This is a genomic window from Janthinobacterium breve (assembly GCF_051380895.1).
Classification (GTDB): Bacteria; Pseudomonadota; Gammaproteobacteria; order Burkholderiales; family Burkholderiaceae_D; genus Janthinobacterium.
Window position 1 is genome coordinate 114,341 of the sequence record NZ_JBNYXY010000012.1, and the last position, 18,701, is coordinate 133,041.

Genomic DNA, 18,701 nt, shown 5'->3' on the forward strand with positions numbered 1-18,701 from the left:
TTCTGGCTTACAGGCCCAGGATCATCTGCGTGATGATGTTTTTCTGGATTTCATTCGAGCCGCCATAGATCGATGTCTTGCGGTAATTGAAGTAATACGCGGCCAGCGGCGCGGCCAGGTCGTCGCCGCCACTGCTGTGCGGCGCGCTGCCGTCGAGGAAGTCAGGGTCGAAGGGCAAGGCTTGCGGGCCGATGGCTTCCACCATCAATTCCGTCAGTTGCTGCTGCAGTTCCGAGCCGCGCACCTTCAGCATCGAGGCCTGCGGTCCCGGCCCCTTGCCTTCTTCACTGATGACGCGCAAGACCGTCATTTCCAGCGCCATCAGTTCGATTTCCAGGTGGGCCACCTTGGCCGCAAAGGCGGGATCGTGCAGCAGCGGTGCGCCGCGCTTGGCTTGCTGCATGGCCAGTTGCTTGAGGAAAGTCAATTCACGCTTCGAACGTCCCACGGCGGCGATGCCCGTGCGCTCGTGGCCCAGCAGATATTTGGCGTAAGTCCAGCCCTTGTTTTCCTGGCCCACCAAGTTGCTGACGGGCACGCGTACGTTGTCAAAGAAGACTTCATTCACTTCGTGTTCTTCATCGAGCATGATAATGGGACGCACGGTGATGCCCGGCGTTTTCATGTCGATCAGCAAGAAACTGATGCCTTCCTGCTTGCGCACCGTGCTATCCGTGCGCACCAGGCAAAAAATCATGTCCGCGTGCTGGCCCAGCGTGGTCCAGGTTTTCTGGCCATTCACGATGTAATGGTCGCCGTCGCGCTGGGCCGTGGTTTTCAGGGAAGCGAGGTCGGAACCGGCGCCCGGCTCCGAATAACCCTGGCACCACCAGTCGTCGCAGTTCAGGATGCGCGGCAAGTAATAGGCTTTTTGTTCGGCGTTGGCGAAGGCCATGATGACGGGCGCCACCATGTTGATGCCAAACGGCAAAATCGGTGGCGTGGCGGCGCGCGCGCACTCGTCTTCCCAGATGTGGCGCTGCACGGACGTCCAGCCCGTGCCGCCATGTTCGATGGGCCAGGCCGGCGCGGCCCAGCCTTGCTGCGCGACAATCTTGTGCCAGCGCACATAATCATCACGCTTCAGGCGCAGATGCTGGCGCACCTTGCGCTGCAAGTCCGCCGGCAAATGGGTGTCGAGGAAGGCGCGCACCGTGTCGCGGAACGCCGTCTCCTCGGCCGTGTAATGCAGGTCCATGTCTGTCTCCTTGTTCTTATCGGTTGCCGTGATGACTGCACGCAAGGAAGCTCAGCGCACAAAAAAGCACGACCGTTCTCAAGGATTGTACAACAGAATGAGAGTAGCACCAGCCCTTTTACAAAGGCTGGCGCTGACTGGAATTGGCCGGGATTGGCCGGCCGCAGTCGCAGGCCGCTGGCGCCGCGAGCGTCGATCATCAAACGCTCGCAGCGCGTCCGATATCCGCGCCGTGTTTCTCCACAAAGCGTTCCATGCTTTCCTCGCCTAGATCGACCGCCTTGGCCCCGCCACCGGCAACGAAGGTTACGTCGCTGATACCGATCACGCCAAGTACCAGGCGCAGATACTGGGTGGCGATGTCGCGATGCTGGATCGGCGATCCCTCGGTATACACGCCACCCGATGCGATCAATACGCTTGCCTTCTTGCCAGTCACCAGGCCGCGTCCATCGAAGCCCAGCGTCAATCCCTTGCGAACGACATGGTCGATCCATGCCTTGAGCACTGCCGGAACATTATAGTTATAGACGGGCGTTGCAATGACAATGTGATCGGCGGCCAGCAGTTCCGCAACGAGTTCGTCCGAGAGCCGTAACTCGTTCGCCATCTCGGGAGTATGCTGCTGCGCAGGGGTGAAGTAGGCTTGCAACCAGGCAGCGTTGACAAACTGCAGTCCGGCCTCCATGAGGTCGCGTTCGGTCACTACACCCTCCGGGTGCGCAGCACGCCAGTCCAGCACAAAACGACGCGTCATGTTGCGCGACACGGAGTGTTTGCCACGAGGGCTGGTCTCGATTACCAATAGCTTAGTCATACCATCATCCTTAAAAAGTGTACTGAGGGAAACGCCTGAAGCAGGCTTGTCGATCAGGCTGCTTATGTGCCCACAATATATCGCCGCAACTTTATTCCCGATAGAGATTAAAATATGATGAAATCCATCGATAATTGTGATGGAGTGCGCCATGGAGAAGCTATTTTGATTGGAAGTCTGACGCTCGATCAGTTGCGGGTACTGGTAACGATCGCCGATACGGGCAGTTTTTCTGCCGCCGGTCGACAACTTGGTCGCGTGCAATCGGCCATCAGCCAGGCCATAGCGACGCTGGAGGATGTGCAAGGCGTGCTGCTGTTTGACCGCAGTGGCCACCGCCCGCGCCTGACCGAGACTGGCAGGGTTCTCGTTGAGCAGGCGCGATTGGTCTTGGCAAGCGCTGCCCGCTTCGAGGGCGTGGCAATGGGTACGCGCTCGGGCCTGGAACCGGAGCTGGTCATTGCGATCGATCCTCTCGTGCCGACGGCACCCTTGATCGAAAGCCTGTCTGCACTGAGCCTGACGTTTCCCAATCTGCCCGTCAGCTTTTCAACGGAAGGCCTGGGCGGTTCGCTGCGGCGCCTGAGAAATGACCGGGCCGCCATCGGGATCTGCTTGCTGCTGCCGTCCATTCCAGACGACATTGCCGCCTATCCGCTGCTGCGTGTCGGCATGCAGGCTGTGGTGGCGCCAGGGCATCCACTTGCTGCGTTAGGACGTCCGGCGACGCAGACCGATCTGGAGCCGCATGCCCAGCTGGTGCTGTCAGACCCCGTCAATCCTGGTAGCGGGAACTTCGGGCTTGCAAGCGGGAAACTTTGGCGCTTCGTCGATCTCGGCCGGCGCCTGGATTTCCTGCTCGGCGGTTTCGGTTGGTGCCGCATGCCCGACCATCTCGTATTGCCACTCATTGCCGCCGGGAGCCTGGTTGCGCTGCAAATCGAGCACGATCCAACGCCCCGCGAGGGGCTGACGATTTATGCAGCGCATCAGCGTGGCCTCACGCTCGGGCCTGCCGGGCGATGGTTGCTGGACGACCTCACACGGCGTCTGTCATGAAATGATCCTCGCCGCAATCAGCCATACAAATGCAGCAGCACCTGCACGGCGACGATCTTGACGATGGTCATGCTGGGAAAAATCATGGCGTAGCCCAGGTTCGGGCGATCCGACTTGGCCAGGCGGTTGGCGAATACCAGTACGGCCGGGTTGCCCGTGGCGCCGGCCGCAATGCCCAGCAATTCAGGAAACGGCAGGCGCAGGAAGACTTTGCCCAAAATCACCACGAGCGCCACCACCACCAGCACCGTCACGGCACCCAGCGCCAGCATGGGCAAGCCATCGGCGCCCACCTGCTGCACGAAAGGCAAGCCGGACGCCATGCCGACGGAGGCGAGGAAAATCGTCAAGCCATAGTTGCGCATGACCAGGTTGGCCGACAGGGGCAAGCGCCAGCTGATCTTGCCCACGCGGCCCAGTCGCCCCAGTATCAGCGCCATCACCAGCGGGCCGCCCGCCAGGCCCAGGCTGAACGAGCCTATCCACGGCAACGGGATCGGCACCAGGCCCAGCAGCACGCCCAGCACCATGCCCATGCCCAGCGAGACATAGCTGAACTCGGCCGTGGCCGTGATGGAATTGCCGAACAGCTTGCGCACATCGGACGCATGTTTCGCCGGCGCAATGGCCATCACGCGGTCACCAAATTCCAGGGTCAGGAACGGATGGGGCAAAATCATGGCGTCGCCGCGGCGTATGAAGGCGATTTGCAGGGGAAAGTCTTTCGCCAGGTTCAGCTCACCCAGGGGCACGCCGACGATTTCCGCATCCGACACGAACACTTCCGTGCCGTCGAACGCACTGCGATCCTTCATCAGGCGGCCCGGGTCCAGGTGGCCCAGCGCCGTGCGCGCCGCTTCCACGCCCGCCACCGTGCCCGACACCATCAAGGCGTCGCCCACGCCCAGCACCAGGCCCGGATCGGGCAAGCGGTTCTGGTGACCCTGCCGCACGCCAATCACTTGCACGCCCGCCAGCGGGCCATCGGCCAGTTCGGAAAGGGCAGCGCCCGCCAATTTGGCTTCGTCGATGGTAATTTCGGATACGACGATGGGCGCCGGCGGCGGCGTCAGCACGGGTTTTAATATGCGCCCGGCCAGGTACAGGCCCAGCATGGGACCGACGACGCCGAACGGATACGCGACGGCATAGCCGACGGCCGCATCGCCATTGCCGTGCGACGCTTCCAGCGCCGCCTGCAGGGCCGCCGTGCTGGTCATGGCGCCGGCAAACACGCCGCTGGCCATGCGCAGGGAAATATCGATCCATTGTCCGCCCCAGACGGAAACGGCCAAGCCGCCCATGACGGCGGCAAAGGCGATCAGGTTGTGTTTCTGCCCCGCGCCGCGCAAGCCTGCGAAAAACTGCACGCCATACTGCACGCCTATGCCATACAGAAACAACAGCAGACCGATGGAGCCGACCATCGGCGGCGGCACGGCCCCGGGAGCGAATGCGCCCAGCGCCAGCCCCGCGAACAACACGCCGCCTACGCCCAGCGAAAAGCCGAACACGCTGATGCGTCCCAGCGCATAACCGGCGCCGATGACAAGAAACAGGGCGAGGATGGGCGTGGACTCCAGCGTGTGGCGAAATAATTGAAGCATCGAACAACCTTGATCTGGAGAAGGCCCAGTTTAGCATGCACAAAAGCAACACGATGGCGATGATGACAAGCAAGCGTGCGCACGTTTGCGGTCAAAAATGGGCAAAAAAAAGCCCGCTACGGGAGCGAGCTGAATCTAATTCCTGTGAGGAAGTAGAGGAGACAGGTGCAATGATGCCGCATTGCAGCATAACAATCCAATTGCATGTTGTGATGATAGAAATATGCTTTATCAATATCTCGTTCAGACCGTTCAATAAATGATGTACTTTCGATGGCTTCCTACTGCGCGCGTGACTCCGCAGCAGGCGCCGGGTCGCGCAGCTCACTCTGATACTGCGCCAAGGGGCACAGCAACGTACCGGCCGGCTATACCATATCGGGCAGCGCTGCGAGCGTGACCGGACGCAGCAGGGCCAAATGGCGCTCAAACGGGTGCCGCTCCTCCGAGCTGGCGCCGAGCGCCATCAGCGCCAACATGCCGAGGGCACGAAATAAAGGCTGCGTCAGCTTGCCTCCTTTATGTGTATGGTTAAACAAGGGGAGATTCAGCGATGAAGCTGTGAAAGCTGGCGCGATAAGGGGTAACGGCCAAAAAAAAGCCCGCTACGGAAGCGGGCTGAATCTATTTCCTTGGAGGAAGTAGAGGAGACAGCTGAATGATGCCGCATCGCAGCATCATTATCCAATTGCATGTTGTGATGATAGAAATAGCTATTCCCTATATCTACCCGCTCCCCCGGCCATCCTCAGGCCGCGTTGTCGCCGCGCAAGGTTTTTGCTGCCGCCACCATGTTGGCCAGCGCGGGAATGACCTCTTTCCAGCCGCGCGTCTTCAGGCCGCAATCGGGGTTGACCCACAGGCGCTGCGCGGGGATGCGCTCGGCCGCCTTGCGCATCAGTTTCACCATTTGTTCCTGGCTTGGAATGTTGGGCGAGTGGATGTCGTAGACGCCAGGGCCGATTTCGTTCGGATAGTTGAAGTCATCAAAGGCGTCCAGCAATTCCATGTCGGAACGCGAGGTTTCGATCGTGATGACGTCCGCATCCATGTCAGCGATCTGCGCGATGATGTCGTTGAATTCCGAATAGCACATATGCGTGTGGATTTGCGTTTCGTCCGCCACGCCATTGGCCGTGATGCGGAACGATTCCACAGCCCAGCGCAGGTATTCGGCCCATTGCGACTTGCGCAGTGGCAAGCCTTCACGCAGTGCCGCCTCGTCGATCTGGATCACGCGGATGCCAGCCCGTTCCAGGTCCTGCACTTCGGCGCGGATGGCCAGCGCCAGCTGGTAGCACGATACGGAGCGGGGCTGGTCGTCGCGCACGAAAGACCAGTTCAAGATGGTGACGGGGCCCGTCAGCATGCCTTTCATCGGCTTGTCCGTCAGCGACTGGGCGTAGGTGCTCCACTCCACCGTCATGGCGCGGGGGCGGCTGATGTCGCCGAACAGGATCGGTGGTTTGACGCAGCGCGAACCGTACGATTGCACCCAGCCGAACTGGCTGAAGGCGTAGCCGTCGAGCTGTTCGCCAAAGTATTCCACCATGTCATTGCGTTCCGCTTCGCCGTGCACGAGCACGTCCAGGCCCAGGGTTTCCTGTTCCTTGACGCAATGGGCGATTTCCGCCTGCATCAGCTTTTTGTAGCTGGCTTCGTCCAGCTGGCCGCTGCGATACTGGCTGCGCGCCTGGCGGATTTCCTCCGTCTGCGGGAAGGAGCCGATGGTCGTCGTCGGATACAGCGGCAGTTGCAGCAATGCAGCTTGCTTGGCGGCACGCACGGCATAGCCGCTGGCCCGCTGGCCCAAAGTCGCATCGATGCGCGCCACGGCCGCTTTCACCTCCGCATTGTGCACGCGGCTCGACTGGCGGCGCGCCTCAACGGCGACATGATTGGCATCCAGCGCCGCCTGCACGGAGGCGCGGCCCTGGTTCAGTGCGCCGGCGATGGTATGCACTTCATCGAGTTTTTGACGGGCAAAGGCTAGCCAGGAGCGGATATCGGCATCGAGCTTTTGCTCACTGTTCAGGTCGACGGGCACGTGCTGCAAGGAACACGACGGGGCGATCCACAGGCGCGACTGCAAGCTGCGGTGCACGGGTTCCAGCCATGCCAGCACGTCGTTCAAGTCCGTCTTCCAGATATTGCGGCCATTCACCACGCCCAGGGACAGCACGCTGGTCACAGGCAATTGGGCGATCACTTGCCCTACTTCATCGCGGGCGTTGATGGCGTCCAGGTGCAAGCCTTGGACCGGCAATTTGCACGCCAGTTCCAGGTTGCCTTGCAGCTTGCCGAAATACGTGGCCAGCAGCAGTTTGACGTTATTGACTTTGCTCAAGGCATCATAGGCCGTGACCAGCGCCTGCTGCCAGGCGCTGTCGAGTTCCGTGACGAGTATCGGTTCATCGATCTGCACCCACTCCACGCCCTGGGCAGCCAATTCCTGCAGCAATTGCACGTAGACGGGCAGCAAGCCTTGCAGCAGCGCCAGCTTGTCGGAATCGTCTTTGGCCTTGCCCAGCCACAAGTAGGTGACAGGGCCGATCAGCACGGGCTTGGCTTTCACTTTCAACTGGCGCGCTTGCGCCAGTTGCTGCAGCAAGCGGCTGCTGTCGAGCTTGAATTGCGTGCCGGCCGCAAATTCCGGCACGATGTAATGGTAATTGGTGTCGAACCACTTCGTCATTTCACCGGCGTGCACGCAGCTGCAATCGCTGTCGCTGGCCGAGCGGCCACGGGCCACGCGGAAATAGTTATCGAGTGCCGCGCCACTCAGACCACGCACGCGCTGCGGCAAATTGCCCAGTGTAAAGCTCAGGTCCAGCACCTGGTCGTAGAAGGAAAAGTCACCGACGGGCGCCAGGTCCAGCGCGTTCTGGTCTTGCCAGTGGCGCTGGCGCAATTCGGCGCCATGGCCTTCCAGCGCTTCCTGGCTGCTTTGACCCTTCCAGTAATCTTCCAGGGCGAACTTCAGTTCGCGTTTGGCGCCGATGCGCGGGTAGCCCAAATTGTGTGTGGTGACGGTCATGGTGGTAATGCCTCCTCGTGAAGTGTGAATACATCATAGAGGCTTCCATTCATGAAAAATAATGGTAAAACTTCATATATCAATGATTAATATTCATGCGAACTCATGCTCGAACGCATCCACCTGGCCGTGCTGCGCGAAGTCGACCGCCTCGTTCGCCGAGCATGCCGGCCGGAACCCGGGCCAAAACGACAGGCAAAAAAAAGCCCGCTGCGAGAGCGGGCTGAATCTATTTCCTTGGAGGAAGATAGAGGAGACAAGTACATGATGCCGCGTCGCAGCATATAAAACCACTTTATATTCGTGATGTCAGAAATACGCAGCAGTGATATTAGGGGTAACAGATCATTCCATGTGGCAACTTTTTACGCTGCCGCCTCCACTTTTCCGTCGCCAGAACGCAACATATTCTTGATGCCGCGTAAGGCTTGCCGCACCCTGGCCTCGTTTTCGATCAGGGCGAAGCGCACGTATTCATCGCCGTATTCGCCGAAACCGATACCGGGCGAGACGCTCACCTTGGCCTTTTGCAGCAGCAGCTTGGCAAACTCCAGCGAACCCAGGTGGCGGTACGCTTCCGGGATATGCGCCCAGATATACATCGATGCCTTCGGTTTTTCCACCATCCAGCCCGCTTCATGCAAGCCTTTCACCAGCACGTCGCGGCGGCGCTGGTACTGGGCGCAGATTTCCGTCACGCAGCTTTGGTCGCCTTCCAGCGCCGCGATGGCCGCCACTTGCACGGGCGTAAAACTGCCATAGTCGTGATAACTCTTGATGCGCGCCAGGGCCGCCACCAGTTCCGCATTGCCCACCATGAAGCCGATGCGCCAGCCCGCCATATTGTAGCTTTTCGACATGGTGAAGAACTCGACGGCGACGTCGCGCGCCCCGGGCACCTGCATGATCGAAGGCGCCTTCCAGCCATCGAAGGTGATGTCGGCATACGCCAGATCATGCACCACCAAAATATTGTGCTGCTTTGCCAGCGCAACGACACGCTCGAAAAACTCCAGTTCCACGCATTGCGCCGTGGGGTTGGACGGGAAGCCCAGCACCATCATCTTCGGTTTCGGATAGCTTTCGCGGATGGCACGTTCCAGTTCGGCAAAGAAATCCACGCCCGGTCCCATGCGCACGGAGCGGATATCGGCGCCGGCGATCACGGCGCCCCAGATGTGGATCGGGTAGCTGGGGTTGGGCACCAGCACCGTGTCGCCACGGTCGAGTGTCGCCAGCATCAAATGGGCCAGGCCCTCTTTCGAGCCGATGGTGACGATGGCTTCGCTGTCCGGGTCGATGTCGACCTCGTATCGCTTCTTGTACCAGTGCGCAATGGCGCGGCGCAAACGCGGAATGCCCTTCGAGGCAGAATAGCCGTGCGTGTCGGGACGTTTCACCGTCTCGACCAGTTTGTCCACGATGTGGGCCGGCGTGGCGCCATCGGGATTGCCCATCGACATGTCGATGATGTCCTCGCCACGGCGGCGCGCGGCCATCTTGAGCTCGGCGGTGATATTGAAAACGTAGGGGGGAAGGCGATTGATGCGCGAAAAGCTGCGCGGAGCTTGGCTGTCGGTCATGGTTATCTCTATACGTAAGCGCCCGGATCCGTCCGAGCGACGTTGGCGCAGTAGCTACGCCTGTGACGATACTAACCCGGCTCCGCAAGGACTGGCAAGGCCATTTCGGACGCGCTACAATACGCACTGATCGAAAATGAGCGCACCGGTTGGTAACCCGGTATGTGCCTGGCACCGTCCAGCATGCTCCCGCCCACGCGGACCCACGGCGCTGACCTTTGGCTGTTACACCAGCCGGGGAGGCGGTCTGGTTCGTGCAAGTTTTCCGCCGCGCCATCCCTCCCCTGCATTACTTTAGGAATGAGACGGATGGCAACACACGACACAGCAGTAACCGGCATGACCCTGGACCGCGCCGGCATCGAGCAGCAACTGGCCCTGCCTGTGCACCACTTCATCGATTGCGTGTTCGACGGCGAAGACTTGTCGCGCCTCGATTTGCAGGGCTGCACCTTCGAGCGCTGCACCTTTGCCGAAACCAGCTTGTTCGCCAGCAAGCTGGCGCGCAGCACCTGGCGCCGCTGCCGCGCTGGCAGCGCCGATTTCGAATCCGTCGACGCCGTCGACGCCACGTTCGAAGGCTGCGACCTGAACAACACGAAATGGCGGCGCGCCAAGCTGGCCTCGGTCACGTTCCGCGGCTGCAAGCTGACGGGCGCGTCTTTCGAGGAAGTGGCCCACCTGGGCCTCACCTTCGAAGACAGCCTGCTGGTGGGCGCCGACTTGCGCGGCTTTTCTTTCCGCAAGGCGATATTGAAACAGCTGGATTTTTCCGACGCTTACCTGGCTGGCTGCGATTTCCGCGACGCCGTCTTCGAAGGGGGCAGCTTGCGCAATGCCACGATCAAGCTGGCGAAATTCCAGGGCGCCGACTTGCGCGGCGCCGACATCGACGGCTTCAAGCTGAGCGAAGCGGCCTTGCTGAAAGGCGCCGTCATCACACATGCGCAGGCGGCCAACTTCATGCGCGCGCTCGATCTGGTGGTGATTTAATTTAAAAAAAGCAAAAAAAAGCCCGCTATAGAAGCGGGCTGAATCTATTTCCTTGGAGGAGATAGAGGAGACAAGTGCATCTTGCGGCATCGTGGCATATCACGCCACTTTATATTCATGATGATAGAAATTCCCGTCAGTGATAATGAGCCGCCATCAGGGTTTCAAGCCGTGCGGCGCGTGGCCTGCGGTAAAAATTCTGCCAACCACACCAGCAGTGCCAGGCCCGGAAACGCCATGCCAGTCAGCAAGGTTGCTGGCCAGCCGTAGCTGGCATACACCCAGGCGCCGATGGCCGAACCGGCTGCGCCGCCGGCAAAGAACAGGGCGAAATACAGGCCGTTCAAACGGCCCCGCACTTCCGCGCCCAGGCTGAAGATGGCGCGCTGGCCCAGCACCAGATTCGCCGCCACGCCCATGTCGAGCACGATGGAGGCGACCACCAGCAAGCCCAGCGCCACATGTTTCGATTCCGGCGCCAACATGGGCAAGGCAAAGGCGACGATGCCCAACGCCAGCGCGGCGGCCGTGGCCGGCAAAGTGTGGCCCGCATCGGCCAGGCGGCCGGCGATGGGCGAGGCAACGGCGCCCGCCATGCCCACCAGGGCAAAGATGGCGATGCCCGTTTGCGACAGGCCGAACGCGGGGCTGGACAGCACCAGCGGCGTGACGGTCCAGAACAGGCTGAAAGCGCCAAACAGGCCAGCGTGATAGGCGGCGCGGCGGCGCAGCACGGGCGTGCCCAGCAGCAAGTGCCACAAGGACGCCATCAGGGCCGGATAGCGCATGTTCGAGACGGGCTGGCGCACGGGCAAGGCGCGGCGCAGCACCAGCGCCAGCAGTACCATCAGCACGGCGGCGCCGCCAAACACCACGTGCCAACTCGCGTGCGCGGCCACCAGCGAGGCCACGGGACGGGCCAGCATGATACCCAGCAACAAGCCACTGACCACCTTGCCCACGGTTTGCCCCCGCGTCGCTTCCTGCGACAGGTGTGCGGCAAACGGCACGATCACTTGCGCCGCCACGGAACCGAGGCCGATGGCCAGCGCAGCGGCCAGGAACACCACGGCGCCCGTGGAGAGGGCCGCCGCCACCAGCGCCGTGGCCGTCACCAGCAAGGCAGTGATGATCAGGCGGCGGTTTTCCAGCAAGTCGCCCAGCGGCACGACAAACAGCAGGCCCAGGGTATAGCCCACTTGCGTCAGGGTGACGATCAGCCCGGCCGCCTTGGCCGACAGGCCCGTCGAGGCGCTGATGGGCCCGACCAGGGTTTGCGCGTAATACAGGTTGGCCACGATCAGGCCGGAAGCGATGGCCAGCAACAGCACCATGGCAGGGGAAATGTCGTGGGAAGCAGAAGATGAGGCCTTGTTCATGTTGTTTCCTCGGTTCGGTAGGGATGTGGCCATTCTAGACAAAACCGGGGCAAAGATAATTAGGGCATAATCCCCCTACACTTTTCACATAAGATGAACAATCACGATGGACAAGATCAAGGCCATGCAGACCTTCGTGCGCATCGTCGAGGCCAACAGTTTTTCCAAAGCGGCCGAAACATTGAACTTGCCGCGCGCCGCGCTGACGGCCACCCTGCAAAAGCTGGAAGCCTACCTGGGCACGCAATTGCTGCAGCGAACCACGCGCCGTTTGTCCCTGACGCCGGAGGGCGCCGAGTACTTTCGCCACTGCATCGACATCCTGAAGGCCGTCGACATGGCGGAACTGGCCTTCCGTGGCCCCGACGCGAAAAAACCGCGCGGCTTGCTGCGCATCAACCTGCCCAATACGGTAGGCCGGCGTCTCATCATGCCCCATATCGCGCAATTCCACGCCGCCTGGCCGGACGTGCAACTACAGCTGAGCCTGACGGACCGCCTGGTCGACCTGACGCAGGAAGGCATCGATTGCGCCTTGCGCGTGGGCACCTTGCAAGATTCCGCCTTCATCGGCAAGCAGGTCGGCCTGATGCGCTTCGCCACGTGCGCCTCGCCCGCCTACCTGGCGCGGCACGGCACGCCGCACACCCTGGCCGACCTGGCCACGCACAGTGGCATCATGCATTACTCGGGCCGCACGGGACGCGCCTTCGACTGGGATTTCCTGCAAAATAATGAAGTGACGCGAGAAGTCGTGCGCGTGCAGATGGCCGGCCCCATCGCCGTCAACGATGCCGACGCCAGCGTCGCCTGCGCGCTGCAAGGGCTGGGCCTGGCGCAGGCGGCCATGTACCAGGTGCGCCAGTACCTCGACAGTGGCGCGCTGGTCGCCGTGCTGGCCGATCACCCGCCGACGCCCATGCCCATCTCGCTGCTGACGCCGCAAGGCCGACTGGCCACGCCCAAGCTGCAGGCGTTTGCCGGCTGGATCACAGCCCTGCTGGCTGCCCAGCCCGACGTGCAACTGCCCGTGCACAAAATCTGAGGCAAAAAAAAGCCCGCTACAAGGAGCGGGCTGAATCTATTTTCTTGGAGGAGAATAGAGGAGACAAGTACATTATGCTGCGTCGCGGCATATTGATCCAATTGATTGTTGGAATGATAGAAATACGCCAAACAGATAACTGATCGGGACGAAAAAAAACCGGTTCCGCCAGGAACCGGTTTTTTTAAGTCACAACAACTTTTACTTCGCCGCCGTCACCGGCGTCGCCTTGGTATCCGCGCCATATGGCAAGACCTTGGACGCCATGCGGGTATCGGCCTTGATCAGCGCCACTTCGTCGGCCAGGATGCGCGCCGCTTCGTTCAGCAGCACGTCCTTGGCGCTCTTGGCGGCCGTTTCGGCGTCCAGTTCGGCACTCAGGGCCCGCTCGTCGCCCTGCAAGCCGTCGTCCGTGCGCAAGGCGCCCTTCACGGCGGCAATCTGCTTGGCTGTCTTGTTGGCCGCTTTCGCGCCCTTCAGCACGTCTTTCGGGTCCGGAATCACCACCAAGTCGTCGGCAGGATTCGAAATCTGCGCGATCAGGCGTTTTTCACGGGCCTTGGCGCGCGCTTCCTGGGCATCGCGCTCCTTGCGGCGCACGGTTTCATTGAGCGAAATCTGGTTTTCCTTGCGCTGCTTGACGACGAGGGCTATGTCATCGAGCAAGTACTGGAAATCCTTGTCCTTGGCCACGCGCGCTTCATGTTTCTTGTCCAGAAGCGGCACGATGTCCTTCAGGTCGCCCGTCGGCATGTATTGCGCCGGCTTGATGGCCACCCATGGCAGGGCATTGTCATAGCTCGACTCGCCGAAATTTTCCGTGTCCGACATGGCTGGCAGCTTGATGTCGGGGGTCACGCCGCGCAACTGCGTGGTGCCGCCATTGATGCGGAAGAATTGCGCGATGGTCATTTTCAGCTCGCCGAAACGGGCTTTCTCGCTGCCGCCGAAACGGTCGAGGTTGAACAGGGTCTGCACCGTGCCCTTGCCGAAACTACCTTCGCCGATGATGACGCCACGGCCGTAGTCCTGCACGGCGGCGGCGAAAATTTCGGAAGCGGACGCGGAGCCACGATTGATCAGCACGCCCATCGGGCCATCCCAGGCCAGGCCGGCATTCGTATCGCTTTCCACGTCGACCTTGCCTTCGGCATTGCGCTGCATCACGACAGGGCCCTTGTCGATGAACAGGCCCGTCAGTTCGACGGCTTCGTTCAGCGAACCGCCGCCGTTGTTGCGCAAGTCGATCAGCACATTGTCGACCTTATCCTTCTTCAACTCGGCCAGCAAACGGCTGACGTCGCGCGTGGCGCTTTTAAAGTCTTTGTCGCCACGGCGGCGCGCTTCGAAATCCTGGTAGAACGTCGGCAGGGAAATCACGCCGATGCGCCGCTTGACGCCGTTGTCACGCACTTCGATGACCGATTTCTTCGCCGCCTGCTCTTCCATGCTGATTTTCTTGCGCACCAGCGGCAAGACCACGTGCTTGGCGTCCGGGCCTGCGTCGGCCGGCAGGATGTCGAGGCGCACCACGGAATCCTTGGCGCCGCGGATCAACTGCACCACATCGTCGATGCGCATGCCCAGCACTTCGGTGATGGGGCCGCTTTCGCCCTGCCCCACGCCGACGATGCGGTCGCCTACTTTCAGCTTGCCCGACAAGCCGGCCGGGCTACCCGGCACGACTTCGCGCACCACCGTGTATTCATCGCGCGTCTGCAGCACGGCACCGATGCCTTCGAGCGACAGCCGCATGGCGATGTCGAAGTTATCCGAGGCGCGCGGGCCCAGGTAATTGGTGTGCGGTTCGATCGACATGGCGTAGGAGTTCATGAAGATCTGGAACACGTCTTCGCTGTTAAGCTTGCGCGCACGCGACATGTAGCCTTCATAGCGCTTGTCCAGGGTCTCGCGGATGGCTTTGTCTTCCTTGCCCGCCAGTTTCAGGCGCAGCCAGTCATTCTTGACGCGCTTGCGCCACAGGTCGCGCACTTCCTCATCGTTTTTCGGCCAGGCAGCCTTTTCACGGTCGAGCTGATAGCTCTCGTCGGCGGCAAAGTCGAACTTGGTTTTCAGCAATTCACGCGCATACGCCATGCGCTCGTCAAAACGCTGCTGGTACAGGTTGTAGATGGCAAACGGCGCCGTCAGGTCTTCATTGATGATGGCGTCGTCCAACTTGGTGCGCAGCGGAGCGAAACGGTCGATGTCGGCCTGCACGAAAAACAGTTTTTCCGCGTCCAGGGACTTGAAGTAACGGTCGAAGATTTTCTCCGACATGGCGTCGTCGAGCGGCATGGCCTTGTAATGGACGCGCGTCAATACGCGCGATGCCCACAAGGCGGCCTGCGTTTGCTGGGCCAGCGGCTTCATGGGTAGCGGAGGAGCGGCGCTCTTGTCCGTCTGGGCTGCGCCAGCGTGGGCTGACAGGGCAAGCACCAGGGTGACCAGCATCATTTGCTTCTTCATCGGCTTCTCCGAAAATTAGTTGAATCAATTCCAGGCGGCGCAGCTATGCATGCGCCAGCCAGCAAGACAGTAAGGGGAATACACGACTGGTCTGCATATTATTCTACAGGATACGGCCTGGCAGTCTCCCATGGAATATCAGTTTCTTCCTGGAAGCTTAAACGCGGATTAAAGGCGGCGTCTCATTCATTACAAACTGAAACATTCGTGACAAAAATCGCATCGCCTGTCATTGATGAATATCCAGATGTGTCATTGAAATCCAAAAAGTCAATTGGCCGTTTTTACAATCCTTGATGCAGATGATGTTTTTGTGCGAAAAAATGATTCCTGCTGGAAACACTTAGTAACGAAACGCAAGCGACATGTTATCATCGCGCCCTGAAATTTTGCTTGCCTGTGCGCGGTTCCCAAGCCGGCATACCTCCCGTTTCAAGCGCATTCCCCACCAGATCCCCTCCCCGCGTGTCATGTCATGACCAGGAATGGCCGAGCTGATTACCCTTTGCCAGACTCATTTGCCAGACTCAAACTATGCCTACAATTTCGTTCTCCCCCCGCCACTGTAGCGTCGGCGGCAAGATTACCGTCTTCACGTTTGCCCTGGTCAGCCTGATCCTCGCCAGCCTGACGACCTTGATCAGCATCCGCACCTCAAATGCCCTGGAACAGCGCGCCGAAGCGGCCGTCACCAGCGAACTCAATAGCGTCATGACGACGACGGAAGTATTCCATTCGGCCATGGTCAACGAGGCGGCCAGCTTTGCCCGCCTGTTCGCGGCTGAATTTCCCGGCCCGTTCACGGTCGATACGGGCGCCATGGTAGCCGTGGCAGGCAAGGCCACGCCGGCTCTGGCCAATGGCGGCAAGGTGCTCAACCTCGACACGGCCATGGTCGACCGCTATACGGCCCAAACGGGCGTGATCGCCACCATTTTTGCCGCCAACGGCGATGAATTCGTGCGCATCAGCACCTCGCTGAAAAAGCAGGATGGCGAACGGGCCATCGGCACACAGCTCGACCACAACCACCCCAGCTACGCGCCGCTACGCGCGGGCCAGCGCTTCGTCGGCATGGCCACTTTGTTTGGCAAGCAATACATCACCCAGTACGACCCCGTGCGCGATGCGGGCGGCAAGGTGGTGGGCGTGCTGTTCATCGGCCTCGACATCAGCAAGAATCTGGCCATGCTGAAAGAGAAGATTCGCCAGGTCAAGATCGGCCAGACGGGCTATATCTATATCGTCGACACGGCCCCTGGCGCCAATTACGGCCACCTGGTGCTGCACCCGAACAGCGAAGGCAAGAGCGCGCTCGACTTCAAGGCCAGCGACGGCCGCCTGTTCATTCAGGAGATGCTGGCGCAGAAAAACGGCGCCATGCGCTACACGTGGACGGCACCGGGCGAAACGGGCGCCAGCGCGCGCGAAAAGCAGCTGTATTACCGTCAATTCAAGGATTGGCAATGGATCATCGCGGGCGGCACGTTCACGGACGAGATCACCTTGGAGGCGCGCCAGCTGCGCAACCAGCTGGCCATTTCCGGCTTCATCGCCCTGCTCGTCTTCGCCCTGCTGCTGTACTGGCTGGTGCGCGCGCTCGTGTCGCGCCCGCTAGCCGCCGCCGAAACGGCCGCCGCGCAAATCGCCGCAGGCGACCTGACGGTGCACCTCGATACCAGCAGCCACGACGAAATCGGCCGCCTGCTGCGCGCCATGAACCGCATCAGCGACAATCTGTCGCAAGTAGTCAGCAACGTGCGCGGCAGCGCCGGGCAAATCGCCACGGCGTCCGGTGAAATTGCCAGCGGCAACCTGGATTTGTCGAGCCGCACGGAACAGCAAGCCAGTTCACTGGAAGAAACGGCCGCCTCGATGGAAGAACTGAGCTCGACCGTACGGCAGAACGTCGATCACGCGGAGCAGGCAAGCCGGCTGGCGCACGCATCGTCCGGCCTGGCCGCCGAAGGTGGCGCGGCCGTGGCGCAGGTGGCCAGTACCATGGACGCCATCCGCAGCTCGTCGGGCAAGATCGCCGACATCATCGGCGTCATCGACGGCATCGCCTTCCAGACGAATATCCTGGCCTTGAACGCGGCCGTGGAAGCGGCCAGGGCCGGCGAACAGGGGCGCGGCTTTGCCGTCGTCGCCACCGAGGTGCGCACCCTGGCGCAGCGCTCGACGGCCGCCGCGAAAGACATCAAGGATTTGATCCAGGCGTCCGCCAGCACGGTGGACCTGGGCCATGCGCAAGTGAGCCAGGCCAGCGCCACCATGGACACCGTGGTATCGAGCGTGCAGCAACTGAGCACCATCATGGCCGAGATCGCGCAGGCGAGCGACGAGCAGCGCAGCGGCATCGAGCAAGTCAACCAGGCCATCGCCCAGATGGACCAGGTGACCCAGCAGAACGCGGCCCTGGTGGAAGAAGCGGCTGCGGCCGCCGACGCCTTGCAGGAGCAGGCGCAGGAGCTGAACCAGGTGGTGGGGGTGTTCAAGCTATAAGCGGCGGAGGGGTGCTAAGATGGCGCAGACCACACCGCCAGGAGACCCTATGCACGACGACTATGTTTTAATTGCCCGGCTGATGATACCCACGGATGCGCACGTCATCCGCGGCTGCCTGGCAGCGGCCGGCATCGACGTGCTGCTGACGGACGACCAGCACATGCAGGCCGACATGCTGCTGGCGGCCGCCATCGGCGGCGCCCGCGTCATGGTGCGCGAGCACGATGTGGCGCGCGCCAATGAGATACTGGCCGCCTTCGAACGAGGCGACCTGGCGCTGTCGGACGACGCCGACGTGGGAGTGCCCGTCGCAGAGTAAATCAGGCGTAGAAACAGCGCCCGCACGCCTGGCGGTAACTCTCGTTGCCGCCAATACTGATCTGCTCGCCTTCCTTGATGCGGCGGCCCTGCTCGTCCACGCGGATGTTCATCGTGGCCTTCTTGCCGCAAGTACAGATATTTTTCAATTCCTCGATATCGTCAGCCAGCGCCAGCAAATAGGCCGAGCCGGGGAACGGTTCGCCCTTGAAATCCGTGCGCAAGCCGTAACAGATGACGGGCACGCCCTTCACTTGCGCCAGCTGGTGCAGCTGCTGCACCTGTGCCGTGCTGAGAAATTGCGCTTCATCCACCAACAGGCAAGCCACCTGGGGAATATCGTTGAGGAAATTCGTATCGGCATGGAAGATATCGACCTGGCGCTGCGGGCCCAGGCGCGAGGTGACTCGGCCCACGCCATAGCGGCTGTCGATGGCCGCCGTGTACAGGCGCACCTGCTGGCCCTGCTCTTCATAGTTGTGCGCGACCTGCAACAAGGCCGTCGACTTGCCCGCGTTCATCGCGGAATACCGGAAATAAAGTTTTGCCACTGCCGCCTGCCCTGTTCGTCTGGTTTTTCAGGATACTGTTTAGTACCTTTTCGAGGCGTGATTATAAATCGCAATGGTGAGCTTGCGGCAGCTTAATACTCCCGCCTTTGGCGCGGCAAGCGGGTGAAAAACGGTGC

14 protein-coding genes are annotated in these 18,701 nt (G+C 61.0%); 5 read left to right on the forward strand and 9 right to left on the reverse strand.

The window, feature by feature from the left end:
* Positions 1–7 precede the first annotated feature (7 nt).
* On the reverse strand, positions 8–1,198 hold the full coding sequence (locus ACQ4W0_RS24005) for an acyl-CoA dehydrogenase family protein (protein WP_436579039.1): 1,191 nt from the start codon (positions 1,196–1,198) through the stop codon (positions 8–10).
* 199 nt (positions 1,199–1,397) lie between these two features.
* Positions 1,398–2,015 carry an FMN-dependent NADH-azoreductase gene (locus ACQ4W0_RS24010; protein WP_436579040.1) on the reverse strand — a complete coding sequence of 206 codons (618 nt, stop codon included), beginning with the start codon at positions 2,013–2,015 and terminating at the stop codon, positions 1,398–1,400.
* Between the two features lie 114 nt (positions 2,016–2,129).
* Between ACQ4W0_RS24010 and ACQ4W0_RS24015 the strand changes: the two genes are divergently transcribed.
* Positions 2,130–3,074: a LysR family transcriptional regulator gene (locus ACQ4W0_RS24015; RefSeq protein WP_436579041.1), complete on the forward strand. Its 945-nt coding sequence runs from the start codon at positions 2,130–2,132 to the stop codon at positions 3,072–3,074.
* Positions 3,075–3,091: 17 nt separating this feature from the next.
* Here ACQ4W0_RS24015 and ACQ4W0_RS24020 read toward each other — a convergent pair whose 3' ends face one another.
* The 4 genes from ACQ4W0_RS24020 to alaC form a co-directional block, all read right to left on the reverse strand.
* Positions 3,092–4,681, reverse strand: a complete 1,590-nt coding sequence (locus tag ACQ4W0_RS24020) for an aspartate:alanine exchanger family transporter (protein WP_436579042.1) — start codon at positions 4,679–4,681, stop codon at positions 3,092–3,094.
* A gap of 368 nt (positions 4,682–5,049) precedes the next feature.
* Positions 5,050–5,220, reverse strand: a complete 171-nt coding sequence (locus ACQ4W0_RS24025) for a hypothetical protein (RefSeq protein ID WP_436579043.1) — start codon at positions 5,218–5,220, stop codon at positions 5,050–5,052.
* A gap of 209 nt (positions 5,221–5,429) precedes the next feature.
* Entirely contained in the window at positions 5,430–7,718 is a 2,289-nt protein-coding gene (gene metE / locus ACQ4W0_RS24030) for a 5-methyltetrahydropteroyltriglutamate--homocysteine S-methyltransferase (protein ID WP_436579044.1), read from the reverse strand.
* A 365-nt stretch (positions 7,719–8,083) separates the two neighbouring features.
* On the reverse strand, positions 8,084–9,301 hold the full coding sequence (alaC, locus tag ACQ4W0_RS24035) for an alanine transaminase (RefSeq protein ID WP_436579045.1): 1,218 nt from the start codon (positions 9,299–9,301) through the stop codon (positions 8,084–8,086).
* Positions 9,302–9,610: 309 nt separating this feature from the next.
* Here alaC and ACQ4W0_RS24040 point away from each other — a divergent pair, with 309 nt between their 5' ends.
* Complete coding sequence (locus tag ACQ4W0_RS24040) at positions 9,611–10,294, forward strand: pentapeptide repeat-containing protein (protein WP_436579046.1); 684 nt, start codon at positions 9,611–9,613, stop codon at positions 10,292–10,294.
* A 164-nt stretch (positions 10,295–10,458) separates the two neighbouring features.
* Here the strand turns inward: ACQ4W0_RS24040 and ACQ4W0_RS24045 are convergent, their stop codons facing one another.
* Complete coding sequence (locus tag ACQ4W0_RS24045; RefSeq protein ID WP_436579047.1) at positions 10,459–11,673, reverse strand: MFS transporter; 1,215 nt, start codon at positions 11,671–11,673, stop codon at positions 10,459–10,461.
* A 106-nt stretch (positions 11,674–11,779) separates the two neighbouring features.
* Here ACQ4W0_RS24045 and ACQ4W0_RS24050 point away from each other — a divergent pair, with 106 nt between their 5' ends.
* Positions 11,780–12,718 (forward strand): LysR family transcriptional regulator, encoded by a 939-nt coding sequence (locus tag ACQ4W0_RS24050; RefSeq protein ID WP_436579048.1) that lies wholly within the window; start codon positions 11,780–11,782, stop codon positions 12,716–12,718.
* A gap of 201 nt (positions 12,719–12,919) precedes the next feature.
* On the opposite strand, the gene ACQ4W0_RS24055 is transcribed toward ACQ4W0_RS24050, so the two are convergent.
* Entirely contained in the window at positions 12,920–15,187 is a 2,268-nt protein-coding gene (locus ACQ4W0_RS24055; RefSeq protein ID WP_436579049.1) for a carboxy terminal-processing peptidase, read from the reverse strand.
* A gap of 534 nt (positions 15,188–15,721) precedes the next feature.
* On the opposite strand from ACQ4W0_RS24055, the gene ACQ4W0_RS24060 reads away from it, so the two are divergent.
* Positions 15,722–17,692 (forward strand): methyl-accepting chemotaxis protein, encoded by a 1,971-nt coding sequence (locus ACQ4W0_RS24060; RefSeq protein ID WP_436579050.1) that lies wholly within the window; start codon positions 15,722–15,724, stop codon positions 17,690–17,692.
* A 49-nt stretch (positions 17,693–17,741) separates the two neighbouring features.
* Positions 17,742–18,014 (forward strand): putative signal transducing protein, encoded by a 273-nt coding sequence (locus tag ACQ4W0_RS24065; RefSeq protein WP_436579051.1) that lies wholly within the window; start codon positions 17,742–17,744, stop codon positions 18,012–18,014.
* 1 nt (position 18,015) lies between these two features.
* On the opposite strand, the gene ACQ4W0_RS24070 is transcribed toward ACQ4W0_RS24065, so the two are convergent.
* Entirely contained in the window at positions 18,016–18,564 is a 549-nt protein-coding gene (locus ACQ4W0_RS24070; protein WP_076571172.1) for a thymidine kinase, read from the reverse strand.
* Between the last annotated feature and the right edge of the window lie 137 nt (positions 18,565–18,701).